The following is a 24881-nucleotide window of genomic DNA, read 5'->3' on the forward strand; positions in this document are numbered from 1 at the left end:
AAGGAGAACGGTTACATGACTGTTATGGAACAACGAAAGAGAAAAATCATCCATATTCTTTCCAATACGAGAGAATTTGTCACGGCCGATGAACTATCCGCAGCGCTTCGACTTTCTACAAAGTCGATTTATCGCATCGTAAAAGCAATCAATGAGGATGCCGCGATTGACTATGTGATTCTCTCAGAAAAAGGGAAAGGCTACCGCTTAAGTTTCCATCATCAAGAAAAGTCCCAGAGTCAGAAAGCGGAAATGCCGAATGCGCTGACACCAGTGGAACGCCGGAACAAGGTGATGGAGGAGCTATTGCTTATTTCCCCAAAAAGAAAGAATATTTTTTCCCTGTATCAGCCTTTTTATGTGAGTGAAACGGTCATCAACAGTGATGAGAAATTAATTTCTGAAGCTTTGCAGCGTTTTGAGCTGACGGTTTCCCGCAAAAATAAAATGATCGGGGTGAACGGTGCAGAAAAAAATATCCGTCGTGCATTGCAGGAGTATATCCAACAAACCCGCAATATCCGCTTGGATGATCTGCATGTGACGAATGAGGCGTTCAACCGCTATGATGCGGAGTTTGTTTTGCGACAGCTGAATTTGATTGAAAATCACCTAGGCTTAGTAATTCCTCATCCATACAACATCAATCTTTTTTCTCACCTGTATATCTTATTGCGGCGGTTTCGCAAAGTAGGGAATTCGTTTAACGAGGATATTTTAGATGAGAAAGAGAAACAGCAAATGCAAGAAAACCCAGAATTAGCTACCATCGCCAAAGAGATCATTGGCAATAGCGAACAGTACTTGCATACGAAATTACCGGAAAACGAAAGCTATTATATGTATCAATACCTCGTCTCCTCACGGATGCAAAAGGCCACGGATGAATTAGAGGATCTGTCAGAACAAGTAAAACTAATTTCTAATGCATTTATAGAAAAAATGAGCACTCAGCTGCAGCGGTCATTTGAAGACGAGGAGTTATTCGGTAAATTGGCTCGCCATTTCAAACCAATGATCAATCGGTTGCGACATGGGATCGAAGTCAAAAACAATCTTTTGGAGCAAATCAAATTAGAATACACAGATTTGTTTTTTGCTACCGAAGAGACTGCAAGAGAAATCTGTCAAGTGTATGATTTGCCAGTGCTCACAGAAGATGAAATCGGCTTTGTCACCCTTTACTTTGCTCAAGCGATCGAAGAACATCCCCAACAACTCAAGGTCATGATCGTCTGTACTACGGGAATCGGGACCTCCGAATTATTAAAAGTAAAAGTGCATAAGAAGTTTCGTGAGTTGGCAATCACGGCTGTCCTACCTTCTCGTGATGTGGAATCGGCTTTAAAGCAGCACCCGGATACGGAGATGATCATCTCAACCGTTCAATTAACGATCGATAGTCCGATTCCGGTCGTGATCGTGAGTGCCATGCTGACGATGGAAGACCAAAAACGCCTTGAAGCGATGATTGGGAGGGTGAGAAATGACTAAATTCCCTTTGTCCCTTACTTTAGTTTCAACAGAAGCTGGAGAGACGAAAGTCGATGTTTTAAGGAAGATTGCAGCAGTTAGCCAAACAATCGGGCTGACGGAGAGCAAAACCTTGCTATTTGAAGCTCTGCAAGCCCGAGAAGCGAGCGGCAATACGATGATTACTGAAGATTTTGCGCTACCGCACATTGAAAGTGCTGTGGTGAAAAAAAGCGGAATCGTCCTCGTCAGAGGTGAAGAAGTCCTTTGGCAGGGAACGCTGCAAGCAAAAACGATTTTTGCGATCCTGATGAAGACTAACGAAACAACCGCGGTGAAACAAGCAGTCATCCGTTTAATGAAATGTTTCGCCTATGAAGAAAATCTGCACTTCATTGCAGAAAAATCAAAAGAAGAAATCGAAGCCTTCCTTCTCAACCAACGTGGCTGATAGGAATGAATGGTCAATTCAGTAAGGTAAAAGGTAATCAACTAGAGGAGGAAAACGAATGGATATTTCAACAGTGATTGATCCAAAAATAATCAAAACCAACATGGATGCCGCTTCTAAAGAAGAAGCCCTGCAGCAATTGAGTCAGCTTTTATATACCAATGAGTACTTGACGGATCAGGCAGCATTTTTAAAAGATGTCTATGAGCGGGAAGCAGTCGGTCAAACAGGGATTGGCAATTACATTGCCATTCCCCATGGAAAAAGTGCTCATGTGAAGGAGATCGGCGTAGCAATCGGGGTTTTAAAAGAAGAGATCCCTTGGGAAACGTTAGATGGCAAGGGAGTGAAAGGAATTATCTTATTTGCCGTCGGTGATGACACGGAAGGGGCGCAAAAGCATTTGAAACTACTCTCTTTGTTCGCTCGGAAATTAGGAAATGACGAGGTGACGGCTGCCTTGTTGAAAGCAAAAGAGCCGCAGCAAGTGATTGAAGCATTTCAAGGATAACAGAAAATTTAAGGAGGAATTATTATGAAAATTGTCGGAGTATGTGCATGTACAGTAGGGATCGCTCACACTTATATTGCGCAAGAAAAGTTAGAAAATGCGGCTAAAAAGGCAGGTTACGAGATCCATGTGGAAACACAAGGAACGATCGGCCGTGAAAATGAATTGTCACCTGAAGCGATTGCGGCTGCAGATGTCGTGATTTTAGCAGTTGACGTCAAAGTAGCAGGACGTGAACGATTTGAAGGGAAACGGATCATTCAAGTGCCGACCGAAGTTGCCATCAAGTCCCCAAGCAAATTGTTGGAAAAAGCCAAAGAGGTCGTCCAACAGCAGGCGGTCTAAGCAAACCGAAGGAGGAAGGAAACTATGGAAAAAATCAAAGCATTGAATTTAAAAGGACATTTATTGACAGCCATCTCCTATTTGATTCCGATCGTCTGCGGTGCCGGATTCTTGATTGCCATTGGCATGGCTTTCGGCGGCACCAGTCAGGGACAACTGGTGCCAGGTGAATTTACGATTTGGGATGCTTTAGCTACGATGGGAGGTGCAGGACTCGGGTTGCTTCCGGTGGTCATTGCGACAGGAATTTCTTATGCGATTGCCGAAAAACCGGGGATCGCGCCAGGGTTTATTATTGGTTTGACAGCCAATGCCATTGGTGCAGGTTTTATTGGGGGAATCTTGGGCGGCTACTTAGCTGGATATCTAGTAATTGCTATTTTACGATATATTAAAGTACCAAATTGGGCGAAAGGCTTGATGCCGACATTGATCATTCCCTTTTTGACCTCTTTGATCGGTGGTCTGATCATGGTCTATATTATCGGTACACCGATCACTGCCTTTACGAACTTACTGACGAACGCATTAAATAGCTTAGGCTCCTCTTCATTATTGGTTTTTGGTGCCGTCATCGGCTTGTTGAGCGGCGTTGATTATGGTGGACCAATCAATAAAACGGTCTTTGCTTTTGTTCTGACGATGCAAGCAGAAGGGATCAATGGACCGATCACTGCGTTGCAATTAGTCAATACTGCAACACCAATCGGTTTTGGTTTAGCATTCTTTATTGCAAAATTGTTCGGCAAAAACATCTATACGCCTGTAGAAGTGGAAACGTTAAAATCTGCCGTACCAATGGGTGTGATCAATATCGTTGAAGGGGTGATCCCAATCGTTATGAACGATATCGTCCGAGGGCTGATCGCAACAGCTATCGGTGGCGCTGCTGGCGGGGCTGTTTCAATGGTCTTAGGGGCAGATGCAACGGTACCGTTTGGTGGTGTGCTGATGCTGCCGACTATGACTCGTCCATGGGCTGGGGCAGTAGCTTTGTTGGTAAATATAGTAGTGACTGGGATCACCTTGGCTTTGATCAAGAAAAATGTCACTGAAGAACAAGTAGCCGCGCAAGCAGAAGTGGAAGAAGAAGAAATCGATTTAGATGATATTCAAATTTTCTAAGAAAAGCGATTCAATTGAAAGAAGAATCGTTCCTCTCAGTACAAGACTGATCGAGGAGAAAGGATAAGTCTATGAAAAAAGTTGAATTTTCACCGTCACTGATGACGATGGATCTAGATAAATTTAAAGAGCAAATCACTTTTTTGAATGACCAAGTGGACTCCTATCATATTGATATTATGGATGGTCATTACGTACCCAATATTTCCCTATCCCCATGGTTTATTCAAGAGGTCCGCAAAATCAGTACTTTGCCTTTGTCCGCTCATTTGATGGTCACTGAACCTGCCTTTTGGGTGCAGCAGCTGATCGATATCAACTGTGAATGGATTTGCATGCACGCTGAAGTTTTGGATGGGTTAGCATTTCGTCTGATCGATCAAATCCATGATGCCGGATTAAAAGCCGGGATCGTCTTAAATCCTGAAACGCCAGTATCGGTCATTTTGCCTTATATCGATCGTTTGGATAAAGTCACGATCATGACGGTTGATCCAGGGTTTGCTGGCCAACGCTTTATTGAAGCGGCGTTAGATAAAATTGTTGAACTGCGGGAATTACGGGAAGAATACGACTATCACTATGTCATTGAAATGGATGGTTCCTCCAATCGGAAATCCTTCAAACGGATCGATGAAGCCAATCCAGACATCTATATTGTCGGACGCAGTGGATTGTTTGGTTTAGATGATGACATTGCCAAAGCATGGTCGATCATGGTCGCAGATTATCAAGAAATGACTGGAAAAGTTTTGAGTAGCTAAGCAAAGCCGAAAGCAAAAGAACCGGACGACTCAAGTTGCGGACTGTTAAAAAGAGGAGCATTAGATGCCTCCTAGCCTGTAAACTTTGGGTGTCTGGTTCTTTTCTATTGTGAAAAGGCAGTGAATAGAAACATGCTGGCTGAAGAAAGTGAAGGAGGCAATTTAATTGAAAAAATTATTTGATAAAATCGATCAATTAGGAGTGAACACCCTTCGTACATTAAGTATCGAAGCCGTACAAAAAGCCAATTCAGGACATCCAGGATTACCGATGGGGGCAGCACCCATGGCCTATGCCTTGTGGACGAAACACTTGAAAGTCAATCCAACGACTTCTCGCAACTGGGTGGATCGTGACCGCTTTGTTTTGTCTGCTGGACATGGTTCGGCTCTATTGTACAGCTTGTTGCACGTGTCTGGTTACGATGTGACCATTGAGGATCTAAAAAACTTCCGTCAATGGGATAGCCGCACGCCAGGACATCCAGAAGTCGATCACACAGACGGCGTGGAAGCAACCACTGGACCTTTAGGACAAGGGATCGCTATGGCAGTCGGTATGGCGATGGCCGAAGCCCACTTGGCTGCAACCTACAATCGCGACAAGTATCAAGTCATCGATCACTATACCTATGCCTTATGTGGCGATGGGGATTTGATGGAAGGTGTTTCGCAAGAAGCTGCATCCATGGCGGGTCACATGAAATTAGATAAACTGATCGTCTTGTACGATTCAAACGACATTTCCCTAGATGGTCCGACCTCAAAAGCTTTTACAGAAAATGTCGGTGCGCGTTTTGAAGCGTATGGCTGGCAACACATTCTCGTTGAAGACGGCAATGATTTAGAAGCGATCTCGAAAGCGATCGACGAAGCAAAAGCTGAAAGCGACAAACCAACCTTGATCGAAATCAAGACTGTGATCGGATACGGTGCGCCAAATCAAGGCACCTCTGCCGTTCATGGTGCGCCGATCGGTGCCGAAGGCATTTCTGCAGCTAAAGCGATTTATGGCTGGGAATACCCAGAATTTACCGTACCCGAAGAAGTTGCCGCGCGCTTCAAAGAAACCATGATCGATGAAGGACAAAAAGCTGAAGCCGCTTGGAACGAAACTTTCCATGCCTATGAAGCAGCCTACCCAGAACTTGCGGCGCAATTCAAACAAGCCTTTGCGGGTGAATTGCCAGCAGATTGGGATGCAGCATTACCAAGCTACGAAGTTGGCAGCTCACAAGCTAGCCGGGTATCCAGCAAAGAGATGATCCAAGCCTTATCCAAAGCCGTCCCTGGTCTCTGGGGCGGATCGGCTGACCTTTCTGGTTCCAACAACACGATGGTGGCAGCAGAAAAAGACTTTGAACCTGGCCAATACGAAGGCCGCAACATTTGGTTTGGTGTCCGAGAATTTGCGATGGCGGCAGCCATGAACGGCATCCAATTGCATGGCGGTACGCGAATCTATGGCGGGACCTTCTTCGTCTTCGTTGATTACTTGCGTCCAGCGGTGCGCTTGTCTGCGATCCAGCATGCACCTGTGATCTATGTCTTGACACATGACTCCGTGGCGGTGGGAGAAGATGGACCGACCCACGAGCCGATCGAGCAATTAGCTAGCGTCCGTTGCATGCCAAATGTCCAAGTGATTCGTCCAGCAGACGGCAATGAAACCCGTGCTGCCTGGAAATTGGCCATGACAACAACGGATAAACCAACGGTCTTAGTCTTAAGCCGACAAAATCTACCAGTGATCGAAGGCACGCAAACCGGTGCGGATGAAAATGTCGCAAAAGGTGGTTACGTGATTTCAAAACAAGCTGGTGAAACACCAGCGGGTATTTTGATCGCCACAGGTTCTGAAGTGAATCTTGCGGTCCAAGCACAAGCTAAATTGGCAGAAGAAGGCATCGATGTATCGGTGGTCTCCTTACCAAGCTTTGATTTGTTTGAAGCACAAAGTTCAGAATACAAAGAAAGCGTCTTGCCAAAAGCAGTGAAGAAACGCGTAGCGATCGAAGCGGCTTCCCCATTTGGTTGGGAACGTTACACCGGTTGCCATGGAAAAGTGATCGCGATCGATCATTTCGGTGCATCCGCACCTGGTGACAAAGTCTTAGCGGAATTCGGCTTCAGTGTTGAGAATGTCGTGAATACCTTCAACTCACTATAATCAAAAAACAGGCGATCTTTAGAGGGAACATTCCTTTGAAGATCGCCTGTTTTTGTTTACTAAAGAAGCATGGCCAAATCTGCGCTTAATTTTTCTCTATTGTTAAAAGGAGCCATGAAATCATCTCTCGATAGCAGTCATCAGCGATCGCATTTGGTGTCTGATCAAAGTCATGCTGTTCTAAGTCGAGCCAAAGTGTTTTGGCACGGGGGACTTGTGCAGCGAAAGCTTCGGAGGCGCTGAAGGGAACGTCTGGATCTTTTTTGCAATGAACGACAAAGCAAGGAGGAAAGTCTTTGTAAGCGGCAGCAGGAATCGCCAAGGCTGCCAGCTGTTCCCGATTGCCTAAATAACGCTGCCAGTTGCCATATTGACGGGCGGAAAGGTACAAAGGGAATCGTTTTTCTAACGTGCCGTGGGTGATTGGTTGGCTTTCGATCATAGCTTCGGCGTCGAGTGGCGGGACTTTCGGAAATTGCGTGTAAAAGCGTGCCGGCTGCAAAAATTCTTTATAAAACAACTCTTGGTATCCGTAAAATCGGATCAAGCCTTTTTGCTCCGGATGCTTTGTGCGTGCGGTCAGTAAGGTCGCTAAAAAACCGCCGGCGGAGCGACCGAATAGAATGTACTCATTTGCACCAACGCCGCTGAAGTGCCAGCCCTCTGTCAAAAACCATTCCACTGCCTTTTTTGTATGAAGGTAAATGTCGTTCAGCGCTACTTCGGGAGCCAGTGGATAATCAAAGAGATAAAGGCTAACACCGGCAGCCAGCAATTGGTGGACATAATCCTGCGGAAGGTCTTCCCGCTGACCATAGAGGAAGCCACCACCATGAAAATACAAAAGGCTGATCCGAGGCTGCGCTGCTTTTAGGATCGTCACTTCTAACGGCAAAGTGCCGTAGGTGTCAAATTGGATTTTTTCTGTTTGCGCAAAGGCATTTTTAGGATAAACCATTGTTTTCTTCCTTTCTCTTCTTCGATAGTATAAGGAAGAGTATAGGAGAAGGAAGCGGTTTAGAAAACAGCGTTATGACTAAAAATAGAAACGGTTTTGTCGAAAGTGAACAATGATGTCCTTCAGTAACACGCTTACAATAACCGTATAAATCAAAGGAGGCAGAACAATGGAGTTGAAAAAAGAAGTAGCGGCAATGATCGATGCATTATCTCAGATTGGGAATGATCCAACTGGAGGAATGACTAGACTGCTTTATACCGATTCATGGAAAGAAGCGCAATCATTTGTAGAAAAACAATTAAAAAAAACTGGCTTAACGACGTCCTATGATGCAGTCGGCAATCTCTTCGGCAGAATGGAAGGCAGCCAGTATCCAGAAGAAACGATTCTTTCAGGGTCACATATCGATACCGTCGTCAACGGGGGCACATTAGACGGTCAATACGGGGTCGTTGCTGCTGCTTTAGCGATCAAGTATTTAAAAGAGACCTATGGGCAACCTTTACGCTCCTTGGAAGTCATCTCAATGGCAGAAGAAGAAGGCAGTCGTTTTCCAACCGTTTTTTGGGGAAGTAAAAACTTTGTCGGAGAGGCCAAAAAAGCCGATGTTGAAGCGATCGCAGATTTTGAAGGCAATCGCTTCGTGGCAGAGATGCAACGCCAAGGCTTTGACTTTCGCGACCCACAAGAACCGGTTCGATCAGACATCAAAGCCTTCGTGGAAATCCATATCGAACAAGGCAGTGTTTTAGAAAAAGAAAACTTGCAGATCGGTGTCGTCAATAGTATCGCTGGTCAAAAGCGCTACACCTTTGTCTTAAAAGGACAAGCCAATCATGCAGGCACCACACCGATGGGCTATCGTCAAGATGCTGTGTATGGTTTTGCCAAAATGTGTGCCGCAGTGATCGACCGTGGCTTAGATCTTGGGGATCCATTAGTTGTGACATTCGGTAAAGTTGAGCCAAAGCCGAATACGGTCAACGTGGTTCCTGGTGAAGTGTTGTTTACGATGGATTGTCGCCATACTGATGGGCAGCTATTGGATGCCTTTACTGCTGAAGCAGAACAGATCATTCAAGCGATCGCCAAAGAGCACGACCTGACAGTGGAGATGGACCTATGGATGGATGAACGCCCAGTGCCGATGGACGATACGATCGTTGCCACGGTGGAACAAGCGGTGAAGCAAACCGGCAAACGCTACAAAGTGATGCATAGTGGGGCGGGTCATGATTCCCAAATCATTGCACCACATTTTCCAACGGCGATGCTGTTTGTACCAAGTATTGATGGGATTAGCCACAACCCAGCCGAAGCAACAACTATCGAAGATTTAACAGCTGGGGTAGAAGTTTTAGCAGCTTCCCTTTACGAGCTAGCATACAAAGAATAGAAAGCAGGGACACACATGGGATACAAAAATAATAATACGGGCTATTTAGATGGATTGCTGCAATCACGTGCAGTCATTAGAAAAAATAATTTTGCGATCTTGCCGCATGACGGGTTAGTGAATAATGTCATTCCAGGATTCGAAAACTGTGAATGTTCGATACTCGGCACACCAAAATTAGGGGCGTCTTTTGTCGATTACATCATTTCATTCAAAAAAGATGGCGCCAACCAATTGGGCTTCGGCGGACCAGAGATCGAGAGTTTCTTGTATGTCATCTCGGGCAAACTGGAAGTGAGTGATGGTAAAGAAACCCATACATTGACGGACGGAGGCTATATCTATCTGCCTGCTGGAGAAAAACTGTATATGAAAAATCTCCAAGAAGAAGCGACAGAAGTGTTCTTATATAAGAAGCGTTACCAACCGTTAGAAAATCACCAAGCCTACAAAGTAGTGGGGAATCTTTCAGAGTTGATACCGATCCAATACGAAGGGATGGAAGACGTCCTGCTTTGGGATTTCTTACCGAAAGAGTTGGGTTTTGACATGAATATCCATATCCTTTCCTTTGAACCAGGGGCAAGTCATGGCTACATTGAGACCCACTACCAAGAACACGGGGCGTACTTACTGTCAGGTAAAGGGATGTATAACTTAGACAATGAGTGGTTCCCAGTGGAAAAAGGCGACTATATTTTCATGAGTGCCTATGTACAGCAAGCGGCCTATGGTGTCGGTCGTGATGAACCATTGACCTATATTTATTCCAAAGATTGCAACCGCGATCCGGAAATTTAAAGGAGTTTAGAAAATGGAAGAGACGGTTATTGTACAGTCACAAGAGTTACAGCAATTGATCCAAAAAAAATTAGCGGCTGCTGGTTTGTCTGAAGCGCACGCAGCCATCGTTGCAGAGCATTTGGTCTTTGCCGATGCCAGCGGGATCCACTCTCATGGGGCTGTACGGGTAGACTATTACGCAGAGCGGATCGCTAAAGGTGGAATGAATCGCACTCCACAGATCACGTTTGAAGAGACTGGGCCTAGCAGCGGGATCGTTCACGGTCAAAATGGCGCAGGGCAGGTCGTTGTATTAGAAGCGACTAAGCATGCCATTGAGATGGCCAAACGTTCTGGGATCGCGGCGGTTGGTGTACGGAAAACGAGTCATAGTGGGGCGCTATCCTATTATGTCAAAAAAGCTGCAGAAGCTGACTTGATTGCATTATCTATGTGCCAATCAGATTCAATGGTGGTTCCTTTTGGCGGCAAAGAAAATTATTTTGGTACCAATCCAATCGCATTTGCCGCACCAAGAAAACAGGGGGCACCGGTGGTCTTTGACATGGCAACGACGGTCCAAGCGTGGGGCAAAATATTAGACGCTCGCTCCAAAAATAAAGAGATTCCTGCGACATGGGCCGTGGATGCTCATGGCAAGCCAACGACGAATCCACATCATGTCCACGGCTTACTGCCGATCTCAGGGCCAAAAGGCTTTGGGTTGATGATGATGGTGGATATCTTATCAGGAATGCTCCTTGGGCTGCCTTTTGGCAAGCATGTTTCCTCTATGTACAACGATCTGACGAAAGGTCGCGACTTAGGGCAATTTATTTTGCTGATCGATCCGCAACGCTTTACAGATTTAGACACATTTAAAGAGTCGGTGGAGACGATGGTTGCCGAACTGCATGACATACCGGCTGCTGAACAGTTCCAGCAAGTCTATTATCCAGGCGAGATCAATCAACTAACCTATGAAAAATATATGGCAGAAGGCATTCCCATCGAGAAGAACATTTATCGCTATCTCATTAGCGACACGGTTCATTTTGACCAGTATTCTGGGTCAGATGCCTTTGCACAGACAGGAACAGGAGAGTGAGGAGACCCATGTTACACACTATTATTCAAAAAAACAATTACCAAGATTCCATTGTTTTAATGCTTTTGACCAATCGTCTACTGACGATCGAAGGGATCAACAACGCTTCGGTCATGATGGGCACACCTGCCAATAAGGACATTTTCAAGACGGGTGGTCTTTATACCGAGGAGATGAGCAATGCGACATCCAACGATATGGTGCTCGTTTTAGACATCGAAGAGGAAGAAATCATCGAAACAGTCCTGTCAGAAATCGATGCCTTCTTATCGGACCAAAGCAATAGCGCAGGAGAGGAAACCCAAAGCGTCAAAACTTGGGAAAAAGCCTTAGATCTTGGAAAAGATGCGAAGGTCGCTGTCTTATCGATTCCCGGTACTATGGCAGCACCAGAAATTGAAACCGCATTAGCAGCGGGCAAACATGTATTTTGTTTCAGTGATAACGTTTCATTGGAAGAGGAAGTTCGGCTAAAGAAACTGGCGCATGAAAAAGGACTTCTTTTAATGGGACCAGATTGTGGCACAGGGATTCTCAATGGGATACCAGTAGCCTTCACCAATGCCGTCCGTAAAGGGAAAATCGGTGTTGTCGGCGCTTCGGGTACTGGTATCCAAGAAGTCACCACTATTATTCATAAATTGGGTGCCGGTGTAACACAAGCCATCGGAACCGGTGGACGAGATCTCAAAGAAGCCGTCGGTGGGATCACCATGAAAGATAGCATTCTTGCCTTGGAACACGATCCTGATACGGAGGTGATCGTGGTGATCTCCAAACCACCTGCACCACGTGTCCGAGATGAAGTGTTGGCACTTTTAAGAAGAGGAACAAAACCTGCAGTCACGATTTTTCTTGGGGAAGAGCCAACGGACCACGAAGAAAATCTTTACCGAGCCTACACGCTGGAAGAAGCGGCTCAATTAGCCGTGCAGCTGCTACGCCAAGAACAGATTGGACTAGAGCCAGTGAAAGAGGAAACAGCAGCTGCCACTTTTGGACCTGAACAACAAAAAATCAAAGCTTACTATTCTGGCGGAACATTGGCGTACGAAGCAGCGATGCTTGTTAAAGCAGGATTAAATCTGGAACAAGAAGATACCCATCAGGAAGGGTACATCTTAAAAGCAGCTGGCCATGAGATCATCGATTTAGGTGATGACATTTATACTCAAGGCAAGCCCCATCCGATGATCGACCCAACAAAGCGGATCGAACTGTTGAAACAAGCGGGGGAAGATCCTGAAACGGCAGTGATTTTGTTAGATATCGTTTTAGGGTACGGCTCTCATCAAGATATGGCGAGTGAATTGGCACCGACCATCAAATCATTGAAGGAAGAAGCACAAGCAGCTGGTCGGGAGTTAGCGGTGATCGCTACGATCGTTGGAACTGATTTAGACCCCCAAGATAGCAACGAGCAAGCAGAGATTTTAACCGCAGCTGGCGTGATTTTGTGTCAAAGCAATGCCCAAGCAGTCAAAAAAGCTTTAGCAATGCTCGGCCATCCCTTTTCCCCAATTAGTCGTAAGCTGTTGCCAAAAGCAGTGACAACTGCCGATGGGTTGCCAGAGCCATCTGAAAAGAGCCGCGAATTGTTGTCGAATGACGCGTTCATCAATGTAGGATTGCGTAGCTTTGCAGAAGCGATCCAGACGCATCACGGTCAAGTCGTTCAATATGACTGGCAGCCAATTGCTGGTGGGAACGTAACGTTACAAAAAGCCTTACGTTTCTTAGCACAAGTGTCACTATCAGAGTAGGAGGAAGTTATCGTGTACGAAACTATTGAAGAAGCAAACCAAGCCGTTATTGCCAAGATCGTTGCCGGTTCGCCTTTTTTGTTGGATGTCGTTCCAGCAGTCAGTGTCATTCCAGAATTAGGTGAAGGAAAAGTCCTATTGCACGCAGGACCACCGATCCGCTACGACCAGATGATCGATCCGATTCAAGGCGCTTGTGTTGGAGCGGGACTTTTTGAAGGTTGGGGCGAAACGGAAGAAGAGGTACGTCATTTATTAGCATCTGGGGAAGTTCAACTGATTCCTTGTCACCACGTGCAAGCGGTTGGCCCAATGGGGGGCATCACCTCTGCCAATATGCCGGTTCTCGTGGTGGAAAACAAAACAGACGGCAACCGAGCGTACTGTACGATGAACGAAGGGATTGGGGCAGTTTTACGTTTTGGCGCCTATTCTCAAGAAGTCATTGATCGCTTGCATTGGATGAAAAATACGTTAGCACCAGTTTTAAGTGCTGCACTACAAACAAAACCCGATGGCTTGAACATCAATGTCTTAGTCGCAAAAGCAATCGCCATGGGGGATGAGTTCCATCAACGGAATATCGCTGCTTCGTTGGCGTTCTTAAAAGAAGTAGCACCAGCGATCGTTACCCTTGAAGGATTTGAAAAAGAAAAACCAGAAGTCATTCAGTTTCTAGCAGACACGGATCAGTTTTTCTTGAATATCATGATGGCTTCTTCAAAAGCGGTGCTTGATGGCGCCCGGACGATTGAAGAAGGAACGGTTGTGACAGCAATGTGTCGCAACGGGCATGAATTCGGTATCCGTATTTCTGGTATGGGGGACGAGTGGTTTACCGGTCCTGTCAATACACCAAAAGGGTTGTATTTCTCAGGATTCAGTGAAGAAGATGCCTCTCCAGATATGGGCGACAGTGCCATTACGGAAACCTTTGGTGTTGGGGGAATGGCGATGATTGCTGCCCCAGCTGTGACACGCTTCGTTGGTTCCGGCGGATTTCACGATGCGTTGAAAACCAGCAATGAGATGTTAGAGATCTCCATTGATACCAATCCGAATTTTCCCGTTCCTACATGGGACTTCAAAGGGATCTGTTTAGGGATCGATGCTCGGAAAGTCGTGGAAACAGGGATCTTACCGGTGATCAATACAGGGATCGCCAACAAACAAGCTGGACGGGGACAAATTGGGGCCGGGACAGTGACACCACCAATGGATTGCTTTGAAAAAGCTGTCTTGGCTTATGCAAAAAAATTAGGATTTGAAGAATAACTCAGGGTCTGAAAACGTGAAAAGGAGCAACCTAGCGATGATACAGGCAAAATGGATCGACCAAGCTTTATTTGAACCCGCATTTATCAATGGCACCTGGCTCGTTCACAGTGTGTTTCAGCATAGTTTCAATCTGCAAGATCCTCGTCAGGATCAGCTGATCTGTGTCTCCAAACAAGCGGCTCGCGTGCCCAAAGGAATGATTTTAGCTGCCGACGATTATGCAGCGTTGGCGACCGACTTGCTTGCTGGTACCACTCTTTTGGTTCAGCAACGAGTGATCCATTTTCCGCATCATCGTCTGTCTTTTCAAAAGGCAGCCATGTTTACAACCACCTTCCCAGCTGGCACAGTCCCATTTGATCGAGAACTGTTTTGGTCAACCCTCCAACATGTCACGGAAAAGACGGGGATTCAAGAAGCTGTTTCACAAACCATCAGCAGCAATCATCCGTTTTATGACGCAATCGATCAGCTATGCACGCCTTCATTTAAAGAACAACGTCAAGCAGTCGCTTATTTAGTCGGACGGGGTGTCGGATTGACCCCCACAGGCGATGATATGCTAGTTGGCCATTTACTGGCTCGCCGAGTGATGGGGCAAGAAGATACCCGCTTGGTGGCTTATCTACAAAGAAGGCTGTTGACAGTCAATGATTTGACGACTGACGTCAGTAAACATTATCTTCTGCATGCACTGACAGGCGCATTCAATCAATCGGCGTTATCCTTGACCAGGTGTACCGATTCAGCGGCTTTTTACCAAGTAATCAAAGAGATACTAGCGATCGGTCATACCTCGGGGGCTGACTTTTTGGCAGGGTTTGCTCGCAGTATCAATCAATTTCAAAACAATAGAAATGAGGAATTCATATGGCAAAACGAGTGGTCATCGCTCTAGGGGGCAATGCAATTTTAAAACCGAATCAACCAGCGACCGTAGAGACACAGCTTGCAAATATCCAGTTAAGTGCAGAACAGATCGCTAAAATCGAGAAACTTGACCATCAAATCGTTGTGACGCATGGCAATGGGCCGCAAGTCGGCAATATTTTACGACAAAATGAAGAAGCCAAAGAAGTCGTGCCGCCTTTTCCACTGGATGTCTGCAATGCAGAGTCACAAGGCTTTATCGGTTATTTGATGGAGCAAAGCATCAAAAATAAAATCGATCAAGAAGAACTGACCAGCAATGTCGTGACCTTATTGACTCAAGTGGAAGTGGCAGCGGATGATCCCGCGTTTGAAAAGCCAACGAAGCCGATCGGCTTGTTCTACTCAGAAGAAGAAGCAAAAACAATGGCTGAGGAAAAACATTGGGTGATGGAAGAAGATGCTGGACGTGGGTACCGTCGCGTCGTGCCATCCCCACAACCTGTGACGATCCACGGCGTGGAATCAATGGTTCATTTATTGAATCAAAATACCATCGTGATCGCTGGTGGCGGCGGTGGGATTCCAGTCGTAAAACAAGCGGAAGGCTTGAAAGGGATCGAAGCAGTCATCGATAAAGACCGAACTGGGAAAAAATTGGCAGAACAAGTGGATGCCGATGTATTTATGATGCTGACCGACGTCAGCAACGTTTATATCAATTACGGAACACCGGAGCAAGAAAAATTAACGGGATTATCCGTAAGTGAAGCGCAAGCATATTTTGATGCGGGGCATTTTGCAGAAGGCAGTATGGGGCCGAAAATGGAAGCAGCGATTGCGTTTGCCAAGCAAGGAAAGACGGCAATCATCTGCTCATTGGAAGAAGCAGACTTAGCATTGTTAGGTGAAGCAGGCACAAGGATCGCTGGGTAACACCAGCGATCCAACTGCTTGATTCGCCTATTAGTCGCCTTCTTCGGACAGCTCAAGGGCTAAGCGCAGATCCAGGCTAATGCTAGGATCATGCACGTTTTTTCCTAGTAGCTTTTGGCACTGTTCGATGCGGTATTTGATCGTATTGCGATGAACGAACAAGGCTTTGGCGGTGCGGGTGATCTCACATTGATAATCCAAGTAAGCCCGTAAGGTTTTGCGCAATTCGATGGTGGCATCTTCTTGCGGAAACGCCAATTCTTTGAGGATCGTGCGGCAGAAATAATGGATATCTTCAGGGCTCATTTTTTCAAATAGACTCCGCATTCCCCGTTGATGGTAGAAAGAGACGATGGGAGAATCATGTTGGCCTCTTCGTTCTTCATAAGCAGTCTTTGCTTCAATGTAGGAGCTGGCTAAATCATTGATGCTTTCACAGACACTCCCTACACCAAAGGCCATTCGAAAAGGCAACCGATTGGTCAAAGCATTGGCGGTCTCAATCAAATGGTCTTCTAAGGCATCACACTTATGCTGCACGAAAATCGCAAAGTGATTGCTGCCCTTTAAGCGAAAGAGACAAACATCTTTGATGCGATAAGGCAGTTGTTCACTAAACCACTGATAGACCAAGTCACTTTCTTCTTTTAGGTATTTGTCTTTGTCTTTGGTTTCTTTGGTTGGTTCACAGGCACCATAGATGACACGATAATGGCGGGCTTTGACCAACCCGTAAGTCTTTCCGAGATCTAACCAATCTTTTTGTTCCTGTTTGGAAGATTGCTGGTATTCGATCATCCGTGTTAAAAAGTCACTTTTTAAATCTTCAAAAGATTCTTGCACTTTTTGGTTTTTGTAGAGCATAAACGACAAGACCAATGCTGCTTGTTCCAGCGCAAAATCCGAGACAGGATAAGGAATCGCCTCAGGATTCAAAATGACTAAATAATGGGGGAAATAAGTGGAGGTTTCAATGGCATAATAAGAAATTTGTGACGTTTTTTCATGGAGATCTTTGATAGGGATCGCCCCGCTTTTTTCACCAGTAAAAACCCCTTTCGTTTGTCCTAATTGATGGATGTAGTACTCCGCGGGTTTTGACATGCGGGTGAAATGCTTGGAATGGGCAATCACTTGTTTGAAAGGATTCAACAAAATGATCGGTGTATTGACCATTTGGCCAAAATCAGCGATAAAGCGAGCGATGCTGACATCCTTCATCAAGGAAGCAGAGAACCGTTTTTGGATATCTAAGGCATAACTCAGCTGCTCGGTTTTGGTGTTCCATAGTAAATTCAAAAGCTGGTGCATCAAACGGCCCAGCGGCATCGTGGCAGGTACTTCTACGATGGGGAAACCTAAACTATCGGCGTAGGCGATGACTTCAGGATCGATGACATCCAAAAAACGACCGATCTTGATGCCTAATCCAGCGGCATTTTTGGCTACGAGGGAATCGATCAGTTCAAGCAGTGCTCCTTGATTATCTTTATAAACCATCGCCGTGCTTAAGATAAAGGTATGCTCAGGAATATAGTGTGCGATATCGGGGGTCTCAGTGATTTCGATACTGTCGACGGGAATTTCCGCGGTAATGGGATCTGTCAACAAACGCAAATTGGAAAAGCGTGGTGTAGCAAGCAATTCAGCAACTAACTTCATAGAGAAACTCCTTTTAGAATTGAACAAAACAAACAAAAACATGTCCTTTTTTAGCTTTATTGTACAACAAACTTGGAAACGTTGACAAGGCGTTGGGCAGTGAAATCAAAAAGAGAAATGAGGGGAAAAGATGTATAAAGAGTTAACGATCGCACAACGTACGATCATGACACCTGGGCCTGTAGAAGCACATCCAGCTGTTCTTCAAGCAATGACCAATCGTATTTTGGGACAGTTTGATCCGAATTTTTTGGCGATCATGGATGAGGTCAAAGAAATGATCAAACAACCGTTTGGAACCAAAAACAAAGAGGCATTTGCCATTGATGGGACTTCCCGAGCTGGTTTAGAAGCGGCGCTGATCGCTTTGATCGAACCAGGGGACAAAGTCTTGATCCCCGCCTATGGGCGCTTTGCTTTCTTACTTGGAGAAATCTGTGAACGTGCCCAAGCGCAAGTCAAATATGTAGAAAAAGAATGGACGGCTCCTTTTGCACCCGCAGAGGTCATCAAAGAAATCGACGCATTTCAACCCAAGATCGTGGCGATGGTCCACGGGGAAACTGCCAATGGGCAAATGCAGCCGTTAGCAGAAATCGGGCAGTATTGTCGCGCAAAAGATATTTTCTTTGTCGTTGACATGGTGGCGACTTATGGTGGCGTGGCCCTGTCAGTCGATGATTGGTGTGTCGATTTGGCAATTGCCGGTACACAGAAGTGTTTAAGTGTGCCGTCTGGTCTTTCATTAGTGACCTACAACGATCGAGTCGAAGCCGTCCTTAATGCCCGTTACCAAAAAGAATTAGGCTTGAGCAAAACGGATCGAAACAAGCGGCACATTATGAGTAATTACTTGGATTTGAGTCAATTGCAACGCTACTGGAACAAAGAGCGAATCAACCATCACACAGAAGCGACGAGTATGATCTATGCGCTTCATGAAGGATTACGGATGTTGCTAAACGAAGGCCTCGATGCAGCCTATCAACGTCATTTGACGAATGAAGGGGCGTTGGTCGCTGGACTGGAGGCAATGGGGCTTTCGATTTATGGCGAAAAAGCAACCAAAATGCCGACAGTTACCCCCATCTTTATTCCAGAAGGTGTTGATGGCGAAGCTGTCCGAGAAGAGATGCTTCACTCCTTTGGTGTAGAGATCGCTAGTTCATTTGGTGATCTAAAAGGAAAAATCTGGCGGATTGGAAATATGGGCTACAGCAGCCGCAAAGAAAATATTTTACATGTCCTAGCCGCGTTAGAAGGGGCACTATTGTACCAGCAAGCACCAATTTCTGCCGGCAAAGCGCTCATCGCTGCGTTAAATTACTACCAAAAAACGACTTAAAATTTTAGCACAAATGCACAACGACTGAAAGCGCTTTGTGAAAAATGACAAATGCAATAGTCGGCAAAAAAACGTACACTAAGACTATCTTAAAGCGCTTTCGTTGGCGTGCTTCACAAACTTTACTTGTGTAACTGATGGAGGGAAAAAAATGGAAATCAATAAAGAACGTGGTGGGCTTGCCTACTGGAAACAAATTATTATCTTAATGTGTTCAGGCTGGGTCACTATCTGGATTTATCGCGCTGCGTTATCACCGGTCTATCCGCAAATCAATGAGTCACTTGGTGGCAATATTTCTGATACAGCATTAGGATCGATCGCCAGCTTTTACTTTTTCGGCTATGTGATCATGCAGATCCCTGCCGGCTTTTTAGTGGATAAGATTGGGAAGAAAACAGTTCTGCTTCCGGGATTTGTGGTATTTGCACTGGCAGCTTTACTGATTTCACAAGCCTCTTCAATCTCCATGATCTATACCGGTAGCTTTTTAGCAGGGATCGGCTGTGGATCATTTTATGGTTCCGCGTATTCTTTGACCTCACAGAACATTCCGAAAGAAAAGAAGAGCTTCTCAACAGCGATCGTCAATAGTGGTTCTGCCGTTGGTTCAGGGTTTGGGATGATCTTATCAAGCTTTATCGTTATTCAGATGAATATGCCTTGGCAAACAATGATGTATTTATCCGCTTTCTTGATCGTATGTATGACGATCGCTTTCGCATTGGTGATCCGCAGCAACAAAGAAGACGTAGCTTTCTTGGAGAGTCAAGCAGCAGCTGAAGAAGAAACAACGGATCAGCCGAAAGAAAAAGTTTCCCTTTCGACCTTGTTCTCCCTGCGGATGCTCTTTACGTATGTGTTATATTTTGCGACGTGTTATGCCTACTATATGACGGTTACTTGGCTACCAAACTTCTTAGGAACAGAACGAGGCTTCCAAGGAGTCGCAATCGGATTCTCTTCTTCATTGGTGGCATTTGCTTCGATTCCTGGGGCCTTGTTCTTTAGCCGCTTGGCAGACAAATACATGCATAAAAAAGTTACCTTTATCGTTATTTTAGAAATATTAGCGGCGTTGATGTTATTAGTAACGGTGCAAGCAACAAATTCGACCTTCTTAATGATCGCGTTGATCTTGTACGGGTTCCTTGGAAAACTAGCGGTTGAACCAATCATCATTTCTTGGCTAGGGGAAAATGCACCAAAAGTTGGGGTCGGTACGACATTAGGGGTCTTCAACTTTTTCGGCATGATGTCTTCCGTTATCGCACCAACATTGACCGGATCGATCTCGGATGCAACAGGGTCAAAAGTAATGGGCTTTTATATCGCAATTATTTTGTTGATCGGTGGTACATTCTTATTCTTGACTGTAAACTCTAAGAAAACAGCAAAGTAGAAAAGTGAGGAACAACAGATGAAAAAACGATCCTTAAAAATCAGTTTGACCAACCAAATCATGATTGCAACGGTATTGGGGATTTTTTGGGGCGTTTCCTTTCCCGGTTTAGGTGATCAAATGCAGCTAGTCGGGGACTTCTTCTTGCGACTGATTCAAATGTCTGTGGTCGTGTTGGTCATGGGCTCGGTGATTGAAGCGGTGGGGGGACTTGATCCAAAAGAATTAGGTGGGATCGGCGGGAAAGTCTTCCTCTGGTTTACCGGTTCGACCCTCGTCGCCGCTATTTTCGGTCTCTTGTTCGCCTTGATCCTCAAGCCCGGCGCAGGCCTTGACCAGTCGCTGCTGCAAAGTACAGAAACTGCATTAAGTACCAGCAGTATAGAAGAAGTCATCTTGAACTTTGTTCCACTGAACATTATTCAAGCCATGGTGGAGCAGAATATGATCCAAGTGATTATTTTTTCGCTCTTCTTTGGCCTTGCCTTGAGCTTAATCAAGCATGAAAAAAAGAATCAGCTGTTTCTAGATATGATCAGTAGTTTTAATCATATTTTGTTAAAAATGGTCAGCATGATCATGAAGTTGGCGCCGATCGGGATTTTCGGCCTTGTTGCTTCCTTGGTAGAAGATACCGGCATTCGTGTGTTGGGAATGTTAGCCAGTTTTTTATTGACGTTAGCAGCGGCATCTTTGCTCTTTTTGTTTCTTTGGTTTCTCTTGACGTCGCTCTATTGCAAAGTTTCCTTGTTTCGTTTGATAAAGAATATGTGGCGTCTATCGGTGATTTCCTTTACGACCACCTCTTCTGCTGTTTCATTGCCGTTTCAAATCGAAGATGGCAAAGAACGATTTGGGATCAGTGATCGAATCAATAAGCTCGTGATGCCTCTAGGCATGACCTTAAATAGCAATGGGCTCTCCTTATTTTTAGCCCTGGCAATCGTAACCGTTGCTCAGGCGTACCAGATCCAATTGAGCTGGGGGGATCTTTTGCAAGTGGTCTTGTTGTCCTCGTTGGCATGCTTGGGAACGATCGTCGTTCCAGGCGGCGGATTAGTCACACTGGCTACGGTTTTACCTATGTTAGGACTGCCTAATGAAAGCATCGCCTTACTGGCAGGGATCGATTGGTTTTCTGGGATGTTTCGGACCCTCTTGAATGTTGACCCTGACGTCACGGTGGCGTTGATCGTTGCTCATGATGAAGGAGAACTGGATCGTGCAATCTTCAATGGTGAAAAAGCCCAGGTCAAATTAGCAGAAAAAATCACCGATGGCGTATAAGACCAATCATTCTTGTGATGAAACTTTACTCTTTTTTGGAAACGTGCTACGATTGATTCGTTGATAGACTAAAGAAGCTTCCTGAAATACCGTAAACGGTAAACAGTAGCGGCTGATTTTCCGCTTGTCATTCAACAGACAAATACGACAAAAAGAGGAGGAAAAAACATGACAGCATCGATGAAATTGTGGATTGACCTTTTGAATAGCTAATTTAAATCTATTTCAAAAGTCTAGGCAATCGTGATTTCAAGGGATGAGTGTCCTCTTTTTTCCAATTTCTTATTAAAATCAGGGTATAGCGGTAGGCTATGCCCTTTTTTTGTGCTTGCGTTTTCCTAGACGGGAAGGACAGACTGATGGAACAATTAAGTGTAAAAATAAACAATCTAATCAAAAATTATGGGGCCAAAGAAGTACTGAACATTGAAGAACTGAGTGCCTATCAAACGGATCGTATCGGGATCGTGGGCGCAAACGGGCAAGGCAAGTCTACCTTGCTGAAGTTGATTGCGGGAGTGGTCGATCCTGATTCAGGAACGATCCAAAAAGAAAATTCGTTTCACTATTTCCCGCAAATCGCTGAGGTGACTGAAAAGACAGAGGCCCTTGACTGGGCGCTGTTCGGTCGTTTTTCGATCCCAACAAATGAATTGGCGACACTAAGCGGCGGGGAGGAGACCAAATACCGGTTGGCACAAACGTTATCTTCCTATCAGTTAGGACTTTTGCTCGATGAGCCAACGACCCACTTGGACCAGCAAGGAATTCAAGTCTTGATTGATGAACTGCAGTATTATTATGGCACCCTGATCGTGGTCAGTCATGATCGGTATCTATTGAATCAGCTGGCAACGAAAATCTGGGAAGTCGATCAAGGAAAAGTCACCGAGTATTCTGGTAATTATGACAGTTATCGACAGCAAAAAGAGCAAGCGGCACAGCGTGTTGCCTGGGAGGCTGCGCAGTATCAGCAACAAAAACAGCAGTTGACCCAAGCGATCCAAAAGAAAAAAGAACAAGCGATCAAGAGCAGTCGCATTTCTGAAAAAAAGCGGCAGCAGAACATCCGACCAGACCGTTTGTCGTCATCAAAACAAAAAGACACGGTGCAAAAGTCATTGCAAAAAACAGTCAAAGCCATGGAAAGCCGCTTGGATCAGTTGGAAGAAGTGAAGGGTGTTGCCGGGCAGCAGGTGATTCGTTTTCCAGTAGTCCCTGCAGTGGAGCTGCATAATAAACGACCGATTCGTGGGGAGCAAGTAACCATTCAAAGAGGGGCGAAACGTTTGCTAGACAGCAGCAGTTTCCAGTTTGCTGCCGGGAAGAAAATCGCTATCGTGGGTCCGAACGGTTCGGGGAAGTCGACTTTACTAAAAGAAATCATCGCAGGTGGAGAGGGAATCTATGTATCACCGAAAATCGTCTTTGCGGTCTACGAGCAAATGGGCTATCGAAAAAACAGCACCACACCGCTTTTGACGGAATTGATGGCTCAAACAGACTATCAGGAACCACTGGTCCGCAGTATTTTACACAATCTGGGATTTAGCCAGATTGACGTGATGAAGCCAGTCAATGTGCTAAGCGGCGGGGAAGCGACACGGGTCGAGCTCGCACGCATCTTTACTCAATCTGCCAATGTCTTGATACTTGATGAACCGACGAACTTTATTGATCTACCGACAATCACCGTCTTGGAACAATTGATTCGCAGCTATCGAGGCATCGTTTTGTTCACATCTCACGATCAAGCGTTTATCGATGCCGTCGCGGATGACGTGTATCTAATCGATCATGGGAAATTAACATTGGTTTCTAGTAACTAGCAGCATAGTCGCTTTTATACCTGTATAGAGAAAAACAGCGCGGGAAAGGAAGCGACCGCCCAACGTTCGATCAACAATCGGCCGTTGAGCGGTCACTACAAAACCCGCGCTGTTTTTTTCGCAATCATCGGTATCGCCTAGCTGTTGCTACATCGCTTAATAAATCTTTTTCGTAAAGTATTTTAAGATCAGGGGAGAGATCAAGGTACTCAACAAGACAACGATCACCAAAGGGGAATACAATGCGGACGAAATCAATTGGTTTTGTTGACCAATCTGTAAAATGATCAATGCCATTTCACCTCGGGAAATCATTCCAGCTCCCACCATCCAAGCACTGTTGTTTGAGAATTTCGCGATTTTCGCCCCGACATAGCCGCCGACCAATTTGGTCATGATCGCGACCACGGTAAAGGCAAGAATAAAGAATAATTGCTCATTTAAGCGGGAAAAATCAACTTCTAAGCCAACGCTGACAAAGAACACCGGAATGAAGACGGCGTAACCTAATGCTTCGACACTGTGTTCCACTTCCTCACGAACCTTCGTTTGACTGACAGCGATCCCTGCGAAGAAGGCACCAATGACCGAGCTTAACCCAACGAGGTCAGCAAGATACGCCATTCCTAAGCAGATGATCAGTGACATGATGATCACCGCGGAATTTGCAAATAGCTTTTCTGCAAGTGCCAATAAGAACGGAGCAATCCATTTCACTAATAGAAAAATCAACACAAAATAAATCAATTCTACCAATAAGGTGACCGGCAGTGGTGTTGCTTGGCTGCTTTCGCCGCCTAAAAAGGAAAGGCTAAGACTCAAAACCAACACGACCAAAATATCATCCACGACGGAAGCACCAAGAATCGTCGACCCTTCTTTCGTATTCACCACATTCAACTCTTTCAATACTTCGACAGAAATACTGACTGAGGTGGCAGCTAATACGATCCCGAAAAAGAACGCTTCTGTGGGACTGCTTTGAAAACCGACCCCCGTGGCATACCCGAAGAGCATAGGGAACACGATCCCCAAAAGGGCAACGAGCATCCCTGGACGAAAATAGCGTTTCAATAAAGAAATATCACTTTCCAATCCCGCTAAAAACATCAGCAAAATAACACCAATCTCTGAAAAATCATGAACCAGAATATCTGGATGGACCCAATTGAGTCCTGCGCCTCCTAATAAAACCCCCGCTAACAACTGCCCGATAACAGCAGGAACGCCCATCCGTCTCGCCAGATGCGAGAAGAGGGTCGTCGTGATTAGGATCAAACACAAAATCCCGACAAAATGCATAAAACCTCATCCTTCTTTCCTATAACATACTCCCCTTTAGTATAGCATTCTCTCTTGAATTGAGCCTGTATCAAGCCTTTTTTTATTAAAAGAGTTTCATTAAACCACACGTTTTTTGAG

Annotated in this window: 21 protein-coding genes; 18 read left to right on the plus strand and 3 right to left on the minus strand. The window is 45.4% G+C overall.

Going from position 1 to position 24881, the window contains the following annotated elements:
* The first annotated feature begins 15 nt into the window (after positions 1–15).
* The 7 genes from IGI88_RS12140 to tkt all read left to right on the plus strand — a co-directional run bounded on the left by IGI88_RS12140 (position 16) and on the right by tkt (position 6839).
* A complete protein-coding gene (locus IGI88_RS12140; RefSeq protein WP_429960567.1) occupies positions 16–1494 on the plus strand; it encodes a BglG family transcription antiterminator in 1479 nt (492 codons plus the stop codon).
* The gene (locus tag IGI88_RS12145) at positions 1487–1924 is read left to right on the plus strand and encodes a PTS sugar transporter subunit IIA (protein ID WP_429960568.1); all 438 of its coding nucleotides are present in this window, start codon (positions 1487–1489) and stop codon (positions 1922–1924) included. Before IGI88_RS12140 ends, IGI88_RS12145 begins: the two co-directional genes overlap by 8 nt.
* Before the next feature lie 58 nt (positions 1925–1982).
* Entirely contained in the window at positions 1983–2435 is a 453-nt protein-coding gene (locus tag IGI88_RS12150; RefSeq protein ID WP_429960569.1) for a PTS sugar transporter subunit IIA, read from the plus strand.
* 24 nt (positions 2436–2459) lie between these two features.
* Positions 2460–2780, plus strand: a complete 321-nt coding sequence (locus IGI88_RS12155) for a PTS fructose transporter subunit IIB (RefSeq protein WP_008380953.1) — start codon at positions 2460–2462, stop codon at positions 2778–2780.
* A gap of 24 nt (positions 2781–2804) precedes the next feature.
* On the plus strand, positions 2805–3905 hold the full coding sequence (locus tag IGI88_RS12160) for a PTS fructose transporter subunit IIC (RefSeq protein ID WP_194193172.1): 1101 nt from the start codon (positions 2805–2807) through the stop codon (positions 3903–3905).
* A gap of 71 nt (positions 3906–3976) precedes the next feature.
* Positions 3977–4669, plus strand: a complete 693-nt coding sequence (gene alsE, locus IGI88_RS12165) for a D-allulose 6-phosphate 3-epimerase (protein ID WP_429960570.1) — start codon at positions 3977–3979, stop codon at positions 4667–4669.
* A 166-nt stretch (positions 4670–4835) separates the two neighbouring features.
* A complete protein-coding gene (gene tkt / locus IGI88_RS12170) occupies positions 4836–6839 on the plus strand; it encodes a transketolase (RefSeq protein WP_429960571.1) in 2004 nt (667 codons plus the stop codon).
* 85 nt (positions 6840–6924) lie between these two features.
* Here tkt and IGI88_RS12175 read toward each other — a convergent pair whose 3' ends face one another.
* Positions 6925–7797, minus strand: coding sequence for an alpha/beta hydrolase (locus IGI88_RS12175; RefSeq protein WP_429960572.1), 873 nt, complete (start codon positions 7795–7797; stop codon positions 6925–6927).
* A 169-nt stretch (positions 7798–7966) separates the two neighbouring features.
* On the opposite strand from IGI88_RS12175, the gene allC reads away from it, so the two are divergent.
* The 7 genes from allC to arcC are packed head-to-tail and all read left to right on the plus strand — an operon-like array spanning position 7967 to position 15934.
* Positions 7967–9196 carry an allantoate deiminase gene (allC, locus tag IGI88_RS12180; RefSeq protein WP_275626557.1) on the plus strand — a complete coding sequence of 410 codons (1230 nt, stop codon included), beginning with the start codon at positions 7967–7969 and terminating at the stop codon, positions 9194–9196.
* 15 nt (positions 9197–9211) lie between these two features.
* Positions 9212–9997: a (S)-ureidoglycine aminohydrolase gene (allE, locus tag IGI88_RS12185; RefSeq protein ID WP_086297689.1), complete on the plus strand. Its 786-nt coding sequence runs from the start codon at positions 9212–9214 to the stop codon at positions 9995–9997.
* A gap of 13 nt (positions 9998–10010) precedes the next feature.
* Positions 10011–11087, plus strand: coding sequence for an ureidoglycolate dehydrogenase (gene allD, locus IGI88_RS12190; protein WP_005234452.1), 1077 nt, complete (start codon positions 10011–10013; stop codon positions 11085–11087).
* An 8-nt stretch (positions 11088–11095) separates the two neighbouring features.
* Positions 11096–12850 (plus strand): acyl-CoA synthetase FdrA, encoded by a 1755-nt coding sequence (fdrA, locus tag IGI88_RS12195; protein WP_008379230.1) that lies wholly within the window; start codon positions 11096–11098, stop codon positions 12848–12850.
* A gap of 12 nt (positions 12851–12862) precedes the next feature.
* Complete coding sequence (locus IGI88_RS12200; RefSeq protein ID WP_005234461.1) at positions 12863–14125, plus strand: DUF1116 domain-containing protein; 1263 nt, start codon at positions 12863–12865, stop codon at positions 14123–14125.
* A gap of 37 nt (positions 14126–14162) precedes the next feature.
* Entirely contained in the window at positions 14163–15026 is an 864-nt protein-coding gene (locus tag IGI88_RS12205; RefSeq protein ID WP_086332612.1) for a DUF2877 domain-containing protein, read from the plus strand.
* Positions 14999–15934, plus strand: a complete 936-nt coding sequence (gene arcC, locus IGI88_RS12210) for a carbamate kinase (RefSeq protein ID WP_008379225.1) — start codon at positions 14999–15001, stop codon at positions 15932–15934. Before IGI88_RS12205 ends, arcC begins: the two co-directional genes overlap by 28 nt.
* A 30-nt stretch (positions 15935–15964) precedes the next feature.
* Here the strand turns inward: arcC and IGI88_RS12215 are convergent, their stop codons facing one another.
* Positions 15965–17596 (minus strand): PucR family transcriptional regulator, encoded by a 1632-nt coding sequence (locus tag IGI88_RS12215; protein WP_016613699.1) that lies wholly within the window; start codon positions 17594–17596, stop codon positions 15965–15967.
* Between the two features lie 130 nt (positions 17597–17726).
* Here IGI88_RS12215 and IGI88_RS12220 point away from each other — a divergent pair, with 130 nt between their 5' ends.
* From IGI88_RS12220 to abc-f, 4 genes are all read left to right on the plus strand, one after another.
* Positions 17727–18941, plus strand: coding sequence for a pyridoxal-phosphate-dependent aminotransferase family protein (locus tag IGI88_RS12220; RefSeq protein ID WP_005234468.1), 1215 nt, complete (start codon positions 17727–17729; stop codon positions 18939–18941).
* 151 nt (positions 18942–19092) lie between these two features.
* On the plus strand, positions 19093–20343 hold the full coding sequence (locus IGI88_RS12225; RefSeq protein WP_016613697.1) for an MFS transporter: 1251 nt from the start codon (positions 19093–19095) through the stop codon (positions 20341–20343).
* An 18-nt stretch (positions 20344–20361) separates the two neighbouring features.
* On the plus strand, positions 20362–21630 hold the full coding sequence (locus IGI88_RS12230) for a dicarboxylate/amino acid:cation symporter (RefSeq protein WP_008379218.1): 1269 nt from the start codon (positions 20362–20364) through the stop codon (positions 21628–21630).
* A 359-nt stretch (positions 21631–21989) separates the two neighbouring features.
* Positions 21990–23459 (plus strand): ribosomal protection-like ABC-F family protein, encoded by a 1470-nt coding sequence (abc-f, locus tag IGI88_RS12235; protein WP_429960573.1) that lies wholly within the window; start codon positions 21990–21992, stop codon positions 23457–23459.
* Between the two features lie 156 nt (positions 23460–23615).
* Here abc-f and IGI88_RS12240 read toward each other — a convergent pair whose 3' ends face one another.
* Positions 23616–24761, minus strand: coding sequence for a cation:proton antiporter (locus tag IGI88_RS12240; protein ID WP_005234488.1), 1146 nt, complete (start codon positions 24759–24761; stop codon positions 23616–23618).
* Positions 24762–24881: the final 120 nt, after the last annotated feature.

Source organism: Enterococcus sp. AZ179, assembly GCF_050498885.1.
Classification (GTDB): domain Bacteria; phylum Bacillota; class Bacilli; order Lactobacillales; family Enterococcaceae; genus Enterococcus_D; species Enterococcus_D entomosocium.

Excerpts from the sequence above, each read along its gene's own strand:
- fdrA (WP_008379230.1), top strand. The coding sequence starts at position 11,096 with ATGTTACACACTATTATTCAAAAAAACAATTACCAAGATTCCATTGTT.
- allD (WP_005234452.1), top strand. The coding sequence starts at position 10,011 with ATGGAAGAGACGGTTATTGTACAGTCACAAGAGTTACAGCAATTGATC.
- IGI88_RS12140 (WP_429960567.1), top strand. The coding sequence starts at position 16 with ATGACTGTTATGGAACAACGAAAGAGAAAAATCATCCATATTCTTTCC.
- alsE (WP_429960570.1), top strand. The coding sequence starts at position 3,977 with ATGAAAAAAGTTGAATTTTCACCGTCACTGATGACGATGGATCTAGAT.
- IGI88_RS12155 (WP_008380953.1), top strand. The coding sequence starts at position 2,460 with ATGAAAATTGTCGGAGTATGTGCATGTACAGTAGGGATCGCTCACACT.
- IGI88_RS12145 (WP_429960568.1), top strand. The coding sequence starts at position 1,487 with ATGACTAAATTCCCTTTGTCCCTTACTTTAGTTTCAACAGAAGCTGGA.
- IGI88_RS12230 (WP_008379218.1), top strand. The coding sequence starts at position 20,362 with ATGAAAAAACGATCCTTAAAAATCAGTTTGACCAACCAAATCATGATT.
- IGI88_RS12160 (WP_194193172.1), top strand. The coding sequence starts at position 2,805 with ATGGAAAAAATCAAAGCATTGAATTTAAAAGGACATTTATTGACAGCC.
- abc-f (WP_429960573.1), top strand. The coding sequence starts at position 21,990 with ATGGAACAATTAAGTGTAAAAATAAACAATCTAATCAAAAATTATGGG.
- arcC (WP_008379225.1), top strand. The coding sequence starts at position 14,999 with ATGGCAAAACGAGTGGTCATCGCTCTAGGGGGCAATGCAATTTTAAAA.
- allE (WP_086297689.1), top strand. The coding sequence starts at position 9,212 with ATGGGATACAAAAATAATAATACGGGCTATTTAGATGGATTGCTGCAA.
- IGI88_RS12150 (WP_429960569.1), top strand. The coding sequence starts at position 1,983 with ATGGATATTTCAACAGTGATTGATCCAAAAATAATCAAAACCAACATG.
- IGI88_RS12205 (WP_086332612.1), top strand. The coding sequence starts at position 14,163 with ATGATACAGGCAAAATGGATCGACCAAGCTTTATTTGAACCCGCATTT.
- IGI88_RS12175 (WP_429960572.1), bottom strand. The coding sequence starts at position 7,797 with ATGGTTTATCCTAAAAATGCCTTTGCGCAAACAGAAAAAATCCAATTT.
- IGI88_RS12220 (WP_005234468.1), top strand. The coding sequence starts at position 17,727 with ATGTATAAAGAGTTAACGATCGCACAACGTACGATCATGACACCTGGG.
- allC (WP_275626557.1), top strand. The coding sequence starts at position 7,967 with ATGGAGTTGAAAAAAGAAGTAGCGGCAATGATCGATGCATTATCTCAG.
- IGI88_RS12215 (WP_016613699.1), bottom strand. The coding sequence starts at position 17,596 with ATGAAGTTAGTTGCTGAATTGCTTGCTACACCACGCTTTTCCAATTTG.
- IGI88_RS12240 (WP_005234488.1), bottom strand. The coding sequence starts at position 24,761 with ATGCATTTTGTCGGGATTTTGTGTTTGATCCTAATCACGACGACCCTC.
- IGI88_RS12225 (WP_016613697.1), top strand. The coding sequence starts at position 19,093 with ATGGAAATCAATAAAGAACGTGGTGGGCTTGCCTACTGGAAACAAATT.